Here is a 15,831-nt window from a genome sequence, read left to right as displayed (position 1 = left end):
GCGCCCATGCCCGCCACCGAAACGGCCTCGCGCCTGCATTTGCCCGACCTGTGCGCAACCGAGGCGTTGGGCGAGCGCATTGCCGCCATGCTTCGCCCTGGGGATGCGGTGCTGCTGGACGGGCCGCTGGGCGCGGGCAAATCCGCCCTGGCCCGCGCGTTGATCCGCGCCGCCGCCGGTGACCCGGCGCTGGATGTGCCCAGCCCGTCATACACGCTGGTGCAGGAATACGACACGCAGGCCGGCCGGTTGAGCCATTTCGACCTGTGGCGGCTGGATGGCCCTGGCGGGGTGGTGGAACTAGGCTGGGACGAGGCGCGAGAGGGGATCGTCATCGTGGAATGGGCCGACCGGTTGGGCGTGTTGCGACCCGGCGATGCGCTGTCCATCGTGCTGTCCGCCAATGGCGGGGATGCGCGCCACGCGGTGATCAGCGGCTGGGCGGAGCGGATTTGAGCATCACCCAAGCGATGGTGCTAGCGGCCGGCCTCGGCACCCGCATGCGCCCGCTGACGGAGCGGACGGCCAAGCCTCTGCTGCCCCTGGGTGGTCGCACCCTGCTGGATCACGCGATCGACCGGCTACATGCCGTGGGCGTATCCCGCGTGGTGGTGAACACGCATTGGCAGGCGGAACTGGTGCAGCGCCACCTCGCCCGGCGCAAGACCGGGCCAGAAATCGTGCTGCAGCCGGAGGCGACGCTGCTGGAAACCGGCGGCTCCGTCGCGGCCGCGCTGGCGAGTGGTGCCTTGGAGAATGCGCCATTCTACGTCGTCAACGGCGACAGCTTCTGGATGGATGGCCCGGCCCCGACGCTGTTGCGCATGGCGGCGGAGTTCGATTCGGCGGAACTGGACAGCCTTTTGCTGGTGCACCGCGCCTTCCAAGTACATGGCGAAGTCGGGCGCGGTGATTTCAGCGTCGACCCTTGGGGCAAGCCCCGTCGCCGGCGGGAGCGGGAGGTCGCACCCTATATCTATGCCGGGCTGCAACTGGCCACCCCGGCGCTGTTCGCCAACCCGCCGCCGCCGCCGTTCAGCACCAACGTGGTGTGGGACCGGGCGATCCAGGCTGGCCGCATCCGGGCTGTGGTGCATGACGGGCTGTGGTTCCATCTGTCGCGCCCGCAGGACCTGTCCGAGGCGGAAATCGCCCTGCACGCGAACGAGACCGGCGAAACCAGGTGAACCTGCGGACGATCGCGCCGCATCAGGCGTTCCTGGACGCGCTGGCAGCGGAGTGGCTGGCACGGGCCGGGGATGATCCCCTGGCGGTGGCGGACGGGCTGATCCTGCTGCCGACCCGCCGCGCCGCCCGCGCCCTGGCGGAGGCGTTTCTCGCCCAAACCAACGGCCGCCCCCTGCTGCTGCCCCGGATTGCCGCGGTGGGTGCGCTGGACGAAGCGCCTTTGGCGCTGTCTGGCGCGTTGACGTTGGCCCCCGCCGTGCCCGCCCCCGTGCGGCTGGCGCATTTGACTCGGCTGGTAATGGCGCTGGACGGCCGGTTCGGCGCCCCCGCCACCGCCGATCACGCCTGGCCGCTGGCCGTGGAACTTGCGGCGCTGATGGATGAGGCGGAGCGGGCGGAGATCGACCTAGCCGAGGTGCTGCCGGGCCTGGCGGCGGAGGATTACGCCACCCATTGGGGCATCACGCTTGAATTCCTGCGCATCGTCACCCGCGCCTGGCCCGACTTCCTGGCCGCCAACGGGCAGATGAACCCCGCCGCCCGCCAGGTGGCGCTGCTGGACGCGCAGGCCGCCTCGTGGACGGAGAACCCACCGACCACCCGCGTGCTGGCAGCCGGCACCACTGGCGGCATTCCCGCGGTGGCACGTCTGCTTCGTGTGGTCGCCGGGCTGCCGCGGGGTGAGGTCGTGCTTCCCGGGCTGGATCTGGATCTGCCAGACGAATCCTGGACGACGTTGGAAGACAGCCACCCCCAGGCCGGGCTGCGCCGCCTTCTGACACGGCTTGGCGCGACCAGGGGCGATGTGCAGCCGCAACTCGCGGCCGACGCTGCCCCTGCCGGCCGCACCACGCTGCTGCACCGCGCGTTGCTGCCTGCCCCCGCACTCGCCGTTTGGCGGGACGCCCTGCCCGCCGAGCCCACCGGCCTGTCCCGCCTGGCCCCAGCCGACCAGCAGGAGGAGGCGTTGGCCATCGCCCTCATCCTGCGCGGCGCGCTGGAGATGCCGGACCGCCGCGCTGCGCTGGTGACGCCGGATCGCGACCTGGCCGGACGGGTCGCAGTGGAGTTGGGCCGGTTCGGCATCGTCGCCGATGACAGCGCCGGAGAGACCCTGGCCGCCACTCCCCCCGCCGTCTTCTTGCGCCTGTTGGCGGAGGCGGTGGCGAACGGCCTGCGCCCCGTCCCCCTGCTGGCGCTGCTGAAGCATCCGCTCGCCGCCGCAGGTCTATCCCCCGCCGACTGCCGCGCCGCCGCCCGCGCATTGGAGCGGGAAGGCCTGCGCGGCCCGGCGCCCCAAGCTGGCATTGCCGGGCTGCGCGGCGTGGCCAAGTCGACGCACGCCTTCATCGATCGGCTCGAAACCTGCCTTGCCCCGTTGCTGGAAATCGCCGCATCGGACGGCGCAAGCCCGGTCGAGGCACTGACCGCGCTGATCGCCGCCGCCGAAGCCTTGGCCAGCACGCCCGACGAGGCCGGTCCCCGCCGCCTATGGTCCGGCGAGGACGGGCAGGCGCTTGCCGCCCTGTTGGGCGAGTTGCTGCCGGCGTTGGAGGTATTGCCCGTTCAGCCCCCGGGCACCCTGCCAGGCTTGCTGGATGCCGCGATCGCGGGGGTCGCGGTACGCAGCCGGCGTGCCCTGCGCGGCCGCGACGGGGTGGAACATCCGCGCGTGTTCATCTGGGGCCTGTTGGAGGCCCGGCTGCAACGCGCCGATGTGCTGGTGCTGGGCGGATTGGCGGAGACGATGTGGCCCGCTGCCTCCGATCCTGGCCCGTGGATGAGCCGGCCGATGCGCGCCGCCGCCAAGCTGCCCTCGCCGGAGGAAGCGGTCGGCCAGATGGCGCATGACTGGGTGATGACCGCCTGTGCCGCGCCGGAGGTCGTCTTCTCCTGTCCGCTGCGCCGGGATGGCGCGCCAGCGGTTCCCGCACGGTGGCTGCAGCGGCTGGACGCGATGCTGCGCGGCGCCGGGCAATCGCTGCCCGAACACCCTGCTGCACTTTGGGCCCGCCAACTGGACCAGCCGAACGGTGCGCCGCCGCGTTTGGCACCGCCTGCGCCCCGGCCGGCGCTGGAACACCGCCCCCGCATCCTGCGCGTGACGGAAATCGAGACCTGGCTGCGCGACCCATACGCGATCTATGCCCGCCGCATCCTGAACCTGCAGGCGCTGCCCCTGCTGGAAGAACCGGCGGACGCGGCGGATTACGGCACGGTCGTGCACGCCGCCGTCCACGCCTTCCTGCGCGAGGTCGGCACCAACTTCCCCGCCAATGCCGAAACCCGGCTGGTCGCCGCAATGGACGCCGCGCTGGACAACCAGTTCCTGCGCCCGGCCCTCGCGGCCTGGTGGCGGCCCCGTTTGCGCCGCATCGCCACCTGGCTGGCAGGGGCGGAGCGGGACCGGCGGCTGGGTGCCGGGCTGGCGCACATCGCATCCGAAAAAAGCGGCGACTGGCCGCTACGCACGCCGCTTCCCTTCAGCCTGAAGGGCCGCGCCGACCGGATCGAGCGCCGGTTCGACGGCAGTATCGCCATCCTGGACTACAAAACCGGAACCCCGCCGTCTGCCCGCGACGTGCTGGCTGGGCTGGCGCCGCAATTGCTGCTGGAGGCGGCGATGGCCGCCGATGGCGCGTTCGGGGACGAAGTGGTCGGCCGCGCTGTCGAACTCACCTACTGGCACCTCACCGGAGGTTTCGTGCCCGGGGAGATCGCCAGCCTGTTCAAGCAGGATGCGGACAAGATCTCCGACGAAGTGGCGATGGCGCGGTCGAATCTCACCTCGCTGGTCGCGACCTTCGACAACCCGGACCATCCGTATCTGTCCCAGCCGCATCCCGGCCAGGCACCCCGCTTCTCCGACTACACCCAGCTTGCCCGGGTGGCGGAGTGGGCGGCGCTGGAGGAGGGGGAGTGAACGCGCCCGTCTCCCCCGCCTCCGCCCGGGCGACCAACCTGCAGCAGGGTGCGTCGGACCCCCGGGTGTCGGCGTTCGTTGCGGCGTCCGCCGGGTCGGGCAAGACCAAGCTGCTGATCGATCGGCTACTGCGCCTGATGCTGCAGGGGGCGAAGCCGGAGCGCATCCTCTGCCTCACCTTCACCAAGGCGGCGGCGGCGGAAATGGCGCTGCGGCTGCAACGCATCCTGGGCGAATGGGTGACACTGCCGGAGGCAGAATTGCGCGAGGCTCTGATCTCGCGAGGCATCGTGCCCGATGCCGAGAGGATGAAGCTGGCGCCGGAGCTATTCGCCAAGGTGCTGGATTTACCGGGCGGCATGCGGATCAGCACGATCCACGCCTTCTGCCAATCCCTGCTGCGCCGCTTCCCGCTGGAGGCCGCGCTCGCCCCACATTTCCGGCTGCTGGAGGATGCGGACGGCAACGCCGAATTGCAGGGTGCGCGCGAGGACGCGATGGCCACTGCCGACCCGGCAGCGCTGTCCGTGATCGCCGGTCTGGTGTCGGACCAAGGTTTTGGTCGCCTCGTATCGGATCTGCGGCCGAAGGCGGCGAAGCTTCGCCCGTTGCTGCTAAACCCGGCCCGCCTGGCCCGGCTGCAACGCGCCCTGGGCGTATCCGGCGACGATGCCGGGCTGGTGCAGGCGGCCGTGGCATGGGACGACGCGGAGTTGCGCGCCGTGGTCGGCCAGCTGAAAACGAACGGCACCGCCAGCGAGCGGGAATTGGCCGAGCGCATGTTCGGCTGGCTGAACCTGCCGCCAGCGCTGCGGATCGAACACTGGGACGAATGGCTTTCCATCCTGCTGACGAAGGAGGGCCTTGCCCGCAAGGCCGGTGCGTTCTGCAAAGGCAAATGGGCCAAGTCCGACCCCGCCCTGGCCGCCGCCTGCGTGGCCGAGGCCGAGCGGGCGGCGGCCGTGGAAGATGACCGTCGCGCCCTGAAAGTCGCCGCCGCCACCGACGCCCTGCTGACCCTGGCGGCCCCCGTGCTGGCCGGATTCGAGCGTCGCAAGCAACTGGCCGGCCTGCTGGATTACGACGACCTCATCACCCGCACCTCCAACCTGCTGTTGGACCCCGGCACCGCCTGGGTGCTGTTCAAGCTGGATGGCGGCCTGGATCATCTGCTGCTGGACGAGGTGCAGGATACCGCCCCCCAGCAATGGCAAATCGCCGGCGCATTGACCGCCGAGTTCTTCGCCACCGAAGCGCCGGAGGAAGGCGCCCGCACCGTGTTCGCGGTGGGGGATCGCAAGCAGTCCATCTACTCCTTCCAGGGGGCCGACCCGGCGGAGTTCGACCGCTGGCGCGGGCTCATGCGACAGAGCGTGAATGACTCAGGTGGCGTGTTCCGCGACACCGTGCTGGACGTCTCGTTTCGCTCCACATCCGCGGTGCTGGCACTGGTGGACCAGGTGTTCGCCGACGACCTAGCCCACATCGGCGTCGTGGCACCCGGCGATACGTTGAAGCACGAGGCGGATCGCGCCGGGCATGCCGGGCTGGTGGAACTGTGGCCGCTGGTGCCGTTGCCGCCGCAGGAGCCGCCAGAGCCCTGGGCCGTCGCCGACCGCAATCACGGGCTGACCACAGCGCCGCAACGCCTGGCAGAGGCCCTCGCGCAATGGATCGCCGCCCAAATCGGCCGCACCCAACTGCCCAGCCGCGGCCGTGCGGTGGAGGCGGGGGACATCCTGATCCTCGTCCGCCGACGCGACGATTTTGCCCGCGCCCTGGTGCGACGGCTGAAGGGGCTGGGCGTCGCCGTCGCCGGGCTGGACCGGCTATATCTGACCGACCAGCCTGCCGTGCAGGATCTGCTGGCGCTGTGCGACACGCTGCTGCTGCCGGAGGATGATCTGTCGCTGGCCTGCGTGCTCACCAGCCCGCTGGGCGAACTGAATGACGACGACCTGATGGCGTTGGCGATCGGGCGCCCCGGCTCGCTGTGGTCCGCCTTGCGCCGCCGCCGGGGGGAGCGGCCGGAATGGGAGCGCGCCACCGCGTTCATCGAGGCGCTGTTGGCTCGCGTCGACTACGTTACCCCGCACGCGCTGCTGGTGGAGGCGCTGGGGCCGCTGGGCAGCCGGGCACGGCTGCTGCGGCGGCTGGGGCCGGAGGCGGCCGAGCCGCTAGACGAATTGCTGGGTGCGGCGATGAGCCATGCCAGCAGCCACCCGCCCTCGCTGCAGGGATTTCTGCACTGGCTGCGCCAGTCCGGCGCTGAGGTGAAGCGCCAGGCGGAGGAGGCCGGGCGGTCCGTTCGGGTGATGACCGTGCATGGTGCCAAGGGCCTGCAAGCGCCGCTGGTGATCCTGCCGGACACAACCTCGATGCCGCCGGATGGTGGCGGGCTGGTCTGGGATGGCGACGTTCCCCTGTGGTCGCCCCGCTCCGAACTGCGGTGCGCCGCGGTGGACCGGCTGAAGGCCACGGCCAAACAGGCCCGGATCGAGGAATATAACCGGCTGCTCTACGTCGCACTCACCCGGGCGGAGGATCGCTTGTTGGTCTGCGGTTGGGAGACAAGGCGCACCGTGCCGGAAGAAAGCTGGTACAACGCCGTTCGTCGCGGCATGCTGGGCCTAGCCCCGGTGGAACAATCCCTCGCGGACATCGCCGAGCCTTGGGATGGTACGAGTCTGGTGCATGAAACCACCCAAACCGCCCCCCCGCGCCAGGCGAAGCTGACCGCGCCAGTGGAGCGCCTGCCGCTACCCCGCTGGGTTGGTGGGCCGCCCGACTGGTTGCCCCACGCCGCCCCCACCGAGCCAGCGCGCCCCGTGCCGCTGGCGCCCAGCCGCCCGGCAGACGCCGGGTTGGGGCCGGTGCCGCATGCGGCATCCCCCCGCGCTGGCGATGGCGGGGCGTTGCAGCGTGGCAGCCTGATCCATCACCTGCTGCAACACGCCCCGGCGCTACCGCCAGCCGGGCGCGACGCTGCGATCGCGACCTATCTTGCTGCAGCAGGTGCGCCGGCCGGGTTGCTGCCGGAAATCACTGGCATCATCGACCATCCAGACCTGGCGCCCCTGTTTGGCCCGCATGGCCGGGCGGAGCAGCCATTGTCCGGCCTGGTCGGCGGCGCCGTCGTGTCGGGCATCGTGGATCGCATGGCTGTGTTGCCCGAACGCGTGCTGCTGGCAGACTACAAGACCAATCGCGATGCCCCCGCCCGGCCAGAGGATACGCCGGTGCTGTATTTGCGCCAAATGGCGGCCTACCGCGCGCTTGTCGCCGCTATCTTCCCCGGCCGGACCGTCGAATGCCGACTGGTGTGGACCCGTTCCGCCGCCGTGATGGCGCTGCCTGGGCGCTTGCTCGACTCGCACACGCCGGGCGAGCTTGATCCATCGCTTCACAACGCCCATTTCCAGAGCCGAAGCGCAGGAGAGATTGTATGAGCGAGAACACGATCGCCGTCAGCGACCAGACATTCAAGGCGGATGTCCTGGATGCCGAAGGCCCCGTCCTGGTGGATTTTTGGGCCGAATGGTGCGGTCCCTGCAAGATGATCGGCCCGGCGCTTGAGGAAATCGCGGCGGAGATGAAGGGCAAGCTAACCATTGCCAAGGTCAATATCGACGACAATCCGATGACGCCTTCCAACTACGCCGTACGCGGGATTCCGACGCTGATCTTGTTCAAGAACGGCAAGCCTGCGGACACGAAGGTTGGCGCGCTGCCGAAGAGCCAGCTCAAGGCCTGGGTCCAGGGCGCGCTTTAAGCATCTGACGCCTAAAAAGCCCTCCTCCTGACTTGGGAGGGAGGCTTTTTATATCGTGCCGACCGTCCGGATACGGGCGCGAGGGAAGATTTCCGCCTGGGCCAGCACGGGGGTGGACGGGCGAATGCGCTCCACGACCGCGCGCAGATGCGCCCGCACCCCACCGGACGACAGCAGCACCGGCATCTCACCGATTGCCTGCGCCGCGTCGAACGAGGCGCGCAGGCGGTTCATGAACTCGCCGAGCTTGGACGGGGCCATCGCCAGTTGGCGGTCCTCCGGCGGCCCGACGAGGCTTTCGGCGAAGGCCAGTTCCCACTCCGGCGACAGCGTCACCAGCGGGATATAGCCGGCCGGGCCGGTGTGACTGTCGCTGATCTGTCGCGCCAGCCGAGCGCGGACATGGGCCACGATCATCCCAGCCGGGCGGGTATGGCCGCCGCAGATCTCGGCAATCCCTTCCAGAATGGTTGGCAGGTCGCGGATCGACACACGTTCGGCCAGCAGGGCCTGCAACACCCGCTGAACCCCGCCGACGCTGATTTGCGAGGGCACCAGATCGGCCACCAGCTTCTGCTGCTCCCGCGGCAGCTCGTCCATCAACTTCTGCGTTTCGGAGTAGGATAGTAGCTCGGCCATGCTGTCGCGCACCACTTCGGTGATGTGCGTGGTCAGGACGGAGGGCGGGTCAACCACGGTGCAGCCGCGCGCCATCGCCTCGTCCCGCCGGCCGGGTTCCACCCACATCGCAGGCAGGCCGAATGTCGGCTCGATCGTGCGTTCGCCGGGGAAGGGCGGGATGCCGCCATTCGGGTCCATCACCAACACCTGGGTCGGCCGCAACTCGCCCCGTCCGGCCTCGATCTCCTTGATCCGGATCGAGTAGACGTCGGCGCCCAATTGCACATTGTCCTGGATGCGGACGGGGGGCAGCACGAACCCCATCTCGGCCGCGATGGCTCTGCGCAGGCCCTTGATCTGCTCCGTCAGCCGCGGGGCGTCGCCGCCAGCCAGGGCCAGCAGGCCGTAGCCGAGTTCCAGCCGGATCATGTCCATCCGCAGCGCGTCGGCGATCGGCGGTTCGCCGGAAGGGATGGGTGTCACGGCGACGACGTCCTCGGCGGGGAGAGGCGGTGGGTTCTTCCACCGCAGATACGCGCCGCCTGCCGCACCAATCGACAGCGCCAGGAACGGGATCATCGGCAGACCCGGCATCAATGCAAGCACCGCGGCGGCGCCGGACGCCATGGCGAGCGGCTTCGGGTTGCCGGCTAACTGGCGGATCAGCACGGTGTCGGCGGCACCCTCCATCCCGCCCTTGGTCACCACGATACCGGCGGCGGTCGATACCAGCAGTGCCGGGATCTGCGAGACTAGGCCGTCGCCGATGGAAAGGGTGGTGAAGGTGGCGGCAGCGTCCGCGAACGGCATGCCATGGCGGATCAGCCCGATCGCGAAGCCGCCGAACACGTTGATGCTGGTGATGAGCAACCCGGCGATCGCGTCGCCGCGCACGAACTTCGCCGCACCGTCCATGGCGCCGTAGAAGCCGCTCTCCTCCTCCAACTCCTTGCGGCGGAGCTTGGCCTTCGTCTCGTTGATCAGGCCGGAGGATAGATCGGCGTCGATTGCCATCTGCTTGCCGGGCATCGCGTCCAAGCTGAACCGGGCCGCCACTTCCGCGATACGGCCGGAGCCTTTGGTGATGACCATGAAGTTCACCACCAGCAGGATGCAGAACAGGATCACACCGATGACGACGTCGCCGCCCATCAGGAAGCCGCCGAATGCTGCCACCACGTGCCCGGCGGCCAATGTACCCTCACTGCCATGACTTAGGATAAGCCTTGTCGTCGCCACGTTCAGCGACAGCCGCAGCAGCGTGGTCAACAGCAGCAGCGTGGGGAACGATGTGAAATCCAGCGGGCGCTTGAGGAACAGCGCCACCATCAACACCAGGACCGATGCCGTGATCGAAATCGCCAGCCCCATATCCAGCAGCATGGTCGGCAGCGGGATGACCAGCACCGCCAGCAGCATGACCATGCCGAGCGCCAGTCCGACATCCGTGCCCGGCGAGTATTTCTTCAGCAGGCCCTGGAGTTGTGGGAACATAGACGAGCCTAAGCCGCCATGCCGGGTGGCGTGACTTCAAGCCCGGCGGCCGAGTAATCCCGCAGCTTGTTACGCAGCGCCCGGATCGAAATGCCCAGGATCGTTGCCGCATGCGTCCGGTTGCCCAGCGTGTGGTTGAGTGTCTGCAGGATCAGATCCCGCTCCACATCATCCATTGTGCGGCCCACCAGCCCGGCTACGCCACCTTGCATGAAGCCCGCCGGTGCGGAGGACGCTGCGGCGGAGGCGCCGGCCTCACCAGACAGTTCCACCGCATCGATCTCGTCGCCGAGCGACAGCAGCACGGCGCGATGCATGGTGTTTTCCAGCTCGCGCACATTGCCGCGCCAGCCATGGTTGGTCAGCCGTGTGTGCGCCGCTGCGGAGATTGGCCGCGGCGGCAGGCCATTCACCTCGGCATAATGGCGTGCGTAATGGTCGGCCAACGGTGCAATATCTCCACGCCGTTCCCGCAGCGCCGGAATGCGCAGGCTGACGACGTTCAAACGAAAATACAGGTCTTCACGGAAGCGACCGGCCGTGCAGTCGGCCATCATGTCGCGGTTGCTGGTGGCGAGGATGCGGACGTTGACCTTCACCGGGCCAGTGCCGCCAACGCGGTCGATCTCCCGCTCCTGGATCGCGCGCAGCAGTTTGGCCTGCAGGCGGATGTCCATCTCGCTGATTTCATCCAGCAGCAGCGTGCCACCATCCGCGGCTTCGAACTTGCCGATGCGGCGTGCGGCGGCGCCGCTGAACGCGCCCTTCTCGTGGCCGAATAGCTCGGATTCCAAAAGGTTTTCCGGAATGGCCGCGCAATTCAATGCCACGAACGGCCCGTTGGCCCGGCGTGATTTGCGATGAATGTGACGGGCCAGCACTTCCTTGCCGGTGCCGCTCTCACCCGTGATCAGCACCGATGCCTCGGCGCCCGCGACCTGTTCGGCCCGGCGCAGGCAGGCCAGCATCGTCGGGTCCCGCGCGATCAGCGTATGCCCGGTCTCACCGCTGGCGGCTTCCAGGATGGCGGCGATCAGGTCCGGGTCGGCCGGCAGTGGCAGGAACTCCCGCGCCCCGTCGCGGATGGCGCGCACCGCGGCGGGGGCATCGGAGTCCAACCCGCACGCGACGACTGGCAACGCCATCCGCTCCGCCGCCAGTGCGCGGACCAGCGCACCGACGTCGTGGCTAATCTCGCATAGCACCAGGTCGACGCGGGCGTCGTTGCGCAGCCGGGCCAGGGCGGGTTCGATTCCGTCCACCTGTTCCAGCTTGGCGCCACGCGCGATGGCCATGCGGGCGGCCTTGGCCAGCTCGCCCGATAGCGCACCGATTAGCAGGACCCTCATTCCAGCGTTACTCATCGTGCATCCTTATGCCCGGCCGTCTAAAGCCCGGTCTGCGTTAGGCCCGGTCTGCGTTAGGCCCGGTCTGCCTTGACGATTTCCGTCATCGTCACGCCAAGGCGGTTGTCGTCGACCATCACCACCTCACCACGTGCCACCAGGCGATTGTTGACGTAGATGTCGATCGCCTCGCCCAGCTTGCGGTCCAGTTCCACCACGGCGCCACGTCCCAGCTTCAGCAACTGGCTCACCTGCATGGTGGCCTTGCCCAACACGGCGCTCACGGTGACGGGGATGTCGTACACCGCCTCCAAATCCCGGATGGCACGGGGCGAAGCGGCGCCCGAGCCGCTGTCCGACAATTCCATCAGGTCCATATGATCAGGCATCGGCCATCTCCTGTTGCAGCAGGCCCATTTGGGCCAGTGCGTCCTCAACCAGTCTGCGTGCGCGTCGTGCGTCGCGGATCACGGAGCCATCGCCCCAACTGATCCGCACGTCGCCTTGCTGCATCGCCTCCGTCGGAAGCAGATGAATCCGCTCCGCCAGTTCAAAATCCAATTCGGCCAATTCGGCCTCCATCGTGCCCATCATCTCCGGGTTGATGCGCACGACGATTTTCGCCTCATCCACCAGGCCCGGCAGGATCGTGCGGCACAGCGCCTGTACCTCTGCATCGCCAAAGCGTTCGCACAGCGCCGGCAGACACGTGACCATCATGCTCATCATGCACTTGACCACGGCGTCCGCGGTCTCCAGCGCGGCGGCGTGCGCACCGGCCCGGCCATCCGCCATGCCGGTCGCCAGCAGGCCCAGCATGTGGGTGCGCGTCGCCGCCAGGCTGCGCTCCATCTCTGCCCGCCCCTCGGCGCGGGCCTCCGCCCGCGCTGCCTCCATTTCGGCCACGCTGAACGTCGGCTCGATGATTTCCGGCTCGGGCCCGGATTCTGGCTCGTCTTGAACCCGCCCGGTGCCGTCATCGTCGAAATCCTCGGCATACAACACGCCAAGTAGGTTTGGCCTATGAGAGGAGCGGTAGTCTGACATTTAATACACCAGCTCCTCGTCCTTGCCTTCGCCGATCTCGATCGTGCCGTTGGCGGCCAGTTCCTTGGCCAGCACGACGATGGCGGCCTGCGCATCGTCCACGTCGCGCAGCTTGACGGGGCCCAGCCCTTCGATGTCGTCCCGCAGCATCTTGCCCGCGCGCTCGGACAGGTTCTTGAAGAACAATTCGCGCAGGCTTTCGGACGCGCCCTTCAGCGCCAGCGGCAGCTTGTCCTTCTCCACGGCGCGCAGCAGGCCCTGCACCGCCACCGGGGACAAGCGGCCCAGGTCGTCGAAGGTGAACATCAGCGCCTTGATCCGCTCAGCCGACTCGCGGTTGCGTTCTTCCAGTGCCGCGACGAACCGCGTCTCGCTGGCGCGATCCAGGTTGTTGAAGATCTCGGCCATCATCTCGTGCGCATCACGCCGGGTCGAGCGGGCGAGGTTGGACATGAACTCGGCGCGCAGCGTGCGTTCCACACCGGCCAGCACGTCCTTCTGCACGCTTTCCATCCGCAGCATCCGCATGACCACCTCGATGGAGAAACTATCGGGCAGCAGCGTCAGCACGCGGGCGGCGTGGTCGGGGCGGATCTTGGACAGCACGACCGCGACGGTCTGCGGGTATTCGTTCTTCAGGTAGTTTGCGAGCACCGCCTCGTGCACGTTTCCCAGCTTGTCCCACATGGTGCGGCCGGCCGGGCCGCGGATTTCGTCCATGATCTGCGCCGCACGGTCGCGGGGCAGGGCGCGCTGCAGCAGCCGTTCGGTGCTTTCATAGCTGCCGACCAGGTGGCCCAGCCCGCCCATGCTCTCGCCGAACTCGACGCATAGCCGCTCCACCAACTCGGCGCGGACGCTGCCCAGTTGCGACATGGCGGACGAGACTTCCTTGATCTCGTCCTCGTGCATCATGCTGAACAGCCGCGTCGACTGTTCCTCGCCCAGCGCCAGCATCAGCACGGCGGCCTTCTGCGCGCCGGTGAACCCGCTTTCGTCTTCTGGTGAACGCATGGCTCAGCTTGCCTCCTTCACCATCCAACCGCGCATGACGGCCAGGCTTTCTTCGGGGTGCTTTTCGACCAGGTCGGCGACGTGCCGCAGCGAGGACGCCTTGATCGTGCCCTCGACATTGCCGAGGCTCACCATGCTCTCGTCGTCATTGGCACCTTCCGGCCCGGCAATCGCCAAGGCGCCAGTTGCGCCGCCCGCCACGGCGATGGCACGACCGCCGGGTCCGGCCAGGATCAACCCGCCGGCGGTGGTCGTGGCGCCGGTGCCGTCGGTCAGCAACGCCTGGTTCGTGGTCAGACGCATCACCATCGGCCGCAGCACGAAGATCAGCGCCAGCAGGGCGACCACGGCCAGCAGGGCGGTCTGGCCCAGCTTCATCAGGTCCGACTTGTCCACCTGCATGCCCAGCACGGTCGGCTTCGGCGCGACGTCGGTCTGCGTGTCGGTATCGGCGAAGCGCAGGCTCACCACTTCCACCTTGTCGCCACGCTTCTCGTCGAAGCCGACGGCGCTGCGGGCCAGGGCGCCGATGCGGTTCAGCTCGTCCGGTGTGCGATCCTGCCAAGTGACGTTGCCGTCCGCACCCTTCACCGCCACCTGGTCCACCATCACCGCCAGGCTGATGCGGCTGACCAGCGGCTGGTCGCGCACCACGGTGCGGGTGGTCTTGCCAATCTCGTAATTCGTCGTCTCTTCGGAACGCTGCTCCTGGCTGCCGGCCGGGTTGGCGCCGGCATCGGCATTGGGCAGGTTGTTGGACACGCTCACGTTGGTGGGCGTCGTCTCGGTCGTTTTGTTGGACGTGGTGTTGTTCTGGGTCGACCGCTCGACCTTCTGGTCGGGGTCGAACTTTTCCTGGGTCTCGTGGACCTGGTCGTAGTTCATCTCGACGGAGGTTTCGACCCGCACCCGGCCTGGACCCAGGCTCCGCTCCAGCATGTCCTCGACCGAGCGGGACAAGCGCTGTTCGGTTGCCACCCGCACTTCCGTCGCGGCCGCCCCGGCGGCGCCGCCCTGCGGGTCCCCGGCACGGGCCAGCAGATTGCCGCGGCTGTCGATGATACCGATATTCTGCGGGCGCAGGCCCGGCACGGCGGAGGCAACCAGGTTCAGGATGGACTGGATACCCTCCCGGTCCATCCGGGCGGCGCCGGCCATGGTTAGCACGACGCTGGCCTGCGCCTCCTGCCGGTCGCGGGCAAACGGCTCCCGCTTCGGCAGCACCAGGTGGACGCGGGCGCCCCGCACGCCGGAGATCATCCGGATGGAGCGCACCAGTTCGCCCTCCATTGCGCGCGTCTGGCTGATCGCCTGCTGGAACTGGCTGGCCGTCAGGCTGTCGCCGCGGTCGAAGATTTCGTAGCCGATCGAGCCACCGGAAGGCAGGCCATCCTTGGCCAGCAGCAGCCGGGCCCGCGGCACGTCGCCGGAAGGAACGGAGACGCGGGTGCCGTCCGGCCCAACTTCGAAGTTGATATGCGCCTTGGTCAGGGAATCGGTGACCTGGGATGCCTCGCGCAGGTCCATATCGGCATATAGCAGGGCCATATGGTCGCCGCCGCCGCCCCGCAGGGCGAGGAATGCCAGGATCAGCAGCATCGCGCCAGCCACCGCGGCCATCGCGATCAACCGGCCAACGCCAAGCGCCTTGAAGCTTTCTAGCAACGCCGTCATGCGTACGAGCCCACCTGTCCCGGCGGCGTTTTGCCGCAGGACGAACTTGGACCCGGCGCAGTTACTGGGAGATTAATGGGCGGCAAATTTTGCCGGGTGCCGCCCGCTCCCGCGGATCAAGCCTTGACGAGAGTCTAGTTGCTGGTGGTGGCCGTCGTTGTGGCGCTGGACCCGACGGATTCCACCTTGCTGAAGTCGACCGACAGCGCGCCCATCTGCAGGGTGACCGCCCCGTTGGCGTTGGTGACCCCGGTCGCCGTGCCCGTGACGGTGAACGGCACCGCCGCCGTCGTTCCGCCCGTGGGTGTGCCGTTGATCGCCACGGTATACACCCCGTCTGCCAGCTTCGTGCCGCTGCTGTCGGTGCCGTCCCAGGTATAGCTATTGGACCCGGCGCTGGAGGTGGCCGACACCTCCTTCACCTTCACGCCGGAGCTGTTGGTGATGGTGATGTCGACCGGCTCGGCGGCGGTGGTCGTGTAGTTCAGCGACCCGGTGCCGTTCTGCAGCGCCATCTGGGTGCTGTCGACCGTTACCGTCTTGCCCACCACGCCCGTCGCCTGGATCACCTCGCTGCCTTGCGTCGCCTGGATAAGGCTGGTGAGGCTGGAGTTGGTGGTGATCTGCTGTTCCACGCTGCTGAACTGCACGAGTTCGGAGGTGAAGGTGTTGGTGTCCATCGGCGCGGACGGGTCCTGGTTCTGCAACTGCGTCAGCAGCAGGTTCAGGAAGCTGGTGAAGTTGCTGCTGAG

The 15,831-nt window shown here is 68.3% G+C and carries 12 protein-coding genes; 5 read left to right on the top strand and 7 right to left on the bottom strand.

The genetic code is table 11. The features are described from left to right. Positions 1–6 precede the first annotated feature (6 nt). The 5 genes from tsaE to trxA are packed head-to-tail and all read left to right on the top strand — an operon-like array spanning position 7 to position 7,883. On the top strand, positions 7–456 hold the full coding sequence (gene tsaE / locus GSQ76_RS29405; RefSeq protein ID WP_158747630.1) for a tRNA (adenosine(37)-N6)-threonylcarbamoyltransferase complex ATPase subunit type 1 TsaE: 450 nt from the start codon (positions 7–9) through the stop codon (positions 454–456). Continuing rightward, positions 453–1,187 (top strand): nucleotidyltransferase family protein, encoded by a 735-nt coding sequence (locus GSQ76_RS29400; RefSeq protein WP_254070702.1) that lies wholly within the window; start codon positions 453–455, stop codon positions 1,185–1,187. Before tsaE ends, GSQ76_RS29400 begins: the two co-directional genes overlap by 4 nt. Next, positions 1,184–4,111: a double-strand break repair protein AddB gene (gene addB / locus GSQ76_RS29395; protein WP_158747628.1), complete on the top strand. Its 2,928-nt coding sequence runs from the start codon at positions 1,184–1,186 to the stop codon at positions 4,109–4,111. Before GSQ76_RS29400 ends, addB begins: the two co-directional genes overlap by 4 nt. Beyond that, complete coding sequence (gene addA / locus GSQ76_RS29390; protein ID WP_158747627.1) at positions 4,108–7,560, top strand: double-strand break repair helicase AddA; 3,453 nt, start codon at positions 4,108–4,110, stop codon at positions 7,558–7,560. Before addB ends, addA begins: the two co-directional genes overlap by 4 nt. After that, positions 7,557–7,883: a thioredoxin TrxA gene (gene trxA / locus GSQ76_RS29385; protein WP_158747626.1), complete on the top strand. Its 327-nt coding sequence runs from the start codon at positions 7,557–7,559 to the stop codon at positions 7,881–7,883. Before addA ends, trxA begins: the two co-directional genes overlap by 4 nt. A gap of 48 nt (positions 7,884–7,931) precedes the next feature. Here the strand turns inward: trxA and flhA are convergent, their stop codons facing one another. From flhA to GSQ76_RS29350, 7 genes are all read right to left on the bottom strand, one after another. Continuing rightward, positions 7,932–9,998 carry a flagellar biosynthesis protein FlhA gene (flhA, locus tag GSQ76_RS29380; RefSeq protein WP_158747625.1) on the bottom strand — a complete coding sequence of 689 codons (2,067 nt, stop codon included), beginning with the start codon at positions 9,996–9,998 and terminating at the stop codon, positions 7,932–7,934. 8 nt (positions 9,999–10,006) lie between these two features. After that, entirely contained in the window at positions 10,007–11,347 is a 1,341-nt protein-coding gene (locus GSQ76_RS29375; protein WP_158747661.1) for a sigma-54 dependent transcriptional regulator, read from the bottom strand. A 71-nt stretch (positions 11,348–11,418) separates the two neighbouring features. Next, entirely contained in the window at positions 11,419–11,733 is a 315-nt protein-coding gene (gene fliN / locus GSQ76_RS29370) for a flagellar motor switch protein FliN (RefSeq protein ID WP_158747624.1), read from the bottom strand. Then, a complete protein-coding gene (locus GSQ76_RS29365) occupies positions 11,726–12,391 on the bottom strand; it encodes a FliH/SctL family protein (RefSeq protein WP_158747623.1) in 666 nt (221 codons plus the stop codon). The genes fliN and GSQ76_RS29365 overlap by 8 nt, the downstream gene beginning before the upstream one ends. Beyond that, the gene (fliG, locus tag GSQ76_RS29360) at positions 12,392–13,405 is read right to left on the bottom strand and encodes a flagellar motor switch protein FliG (RefSeq protein WP_158747622.1); all 1,014 of its coding nucleotides are present in this window, start codon (positions 13,403–13,405) and stop codon (positions 12,392–12,394) included. 3 nt (positions 13,406–13,408) lie between these two features. Next, entirely contained in the window at positions 13,409–15,079 is a 1,671-nt protein-coding gene (gene fliF, locus GSQ76_RS29355; RefSeq protein ID WP_158747621.1) for a flagellar basal-body MS-ring/collar protein FliF, read from the bottom strand. Between the two features lie 134 nt (positions 15,080–15,213). Next, positions 15,214–15,831 (bottom strand): flagellar hook assembly protein FlgD (locus GSQ76_RS29350; protein ID WP_158747620.1); only part of this gene is annotated, 618 nt, incomplete at its 5' end.

Source organism: Acidisphaera sp. L21, from assembly GCF_009765685.1.
Classification (GTDB): Bacteria; Pseudomonadota; Alphaproteobacteria; order Acetobacterales; family Acetobacteraceae; genus LMUY01.
This window is presented reverse-complemented; position numbering and strand designations above follow the sequence as displayed.

Excerpts from the sequence above, each read along its gene's own strand:
- fliN (WP_158747624.1), bottom strand. The coding sequence starts at position 11,733 with ATGCCTGATCATATGGACCTGATGGAATTGTCGGACAGCGGCTCGGGC.
- trxA (WP_158747626.1), top strand. The coding sequence starts at position 7,557 with ATGAGCGAGAACACGATCGCCGTCAGCGACCAGACATTCAAGGCGGAT.
- tsaE (WP_158747630.1), top strand. The coding sequence starts at position 7 with ATGCCCGCCACCGAAACGGCCTCGCGCCTGCATTTGCCCGACCTGTGC.
- GSQ76_RS29365 (WP_158747623.1), bottom strand. The coding sequence starts at position 12,391 with ATGTCAGACTACCGCTCCTCTCATAGGCCAAACCTACTTGGCGTGTTG.
- flhA (WP_158747625.1), bottom strand. The coding sequence starts at position 9,998 with ATGTTCCCACAACTCCAGGGCCTGCTGAAGAAATACTCGCCGGGCACG.
- GSQ76_RS29375 (WP_158747661.1), bottom strand. The coding sequence starts at position 11,347 with ATGAGGGTCCTGCTAATCGGTGCGCTATCGGGCGAGCTGGCCAAGGCC.
- fliG (WP_158747622.1), bottom strand. The coding sequence starts at position 13,405 with ATGCGTTCACCAGAAGACGAAAGCGGGTTCACCGGCGCGCAGAAGGCC.
- fliF (WP_158747621.1), bottom strand. The coding sequence starts at position 15,079 with ATGACGGCGTTGCTAGAAAGCTTCAAGGCGCTTGGCGTTGGCCGGTTG.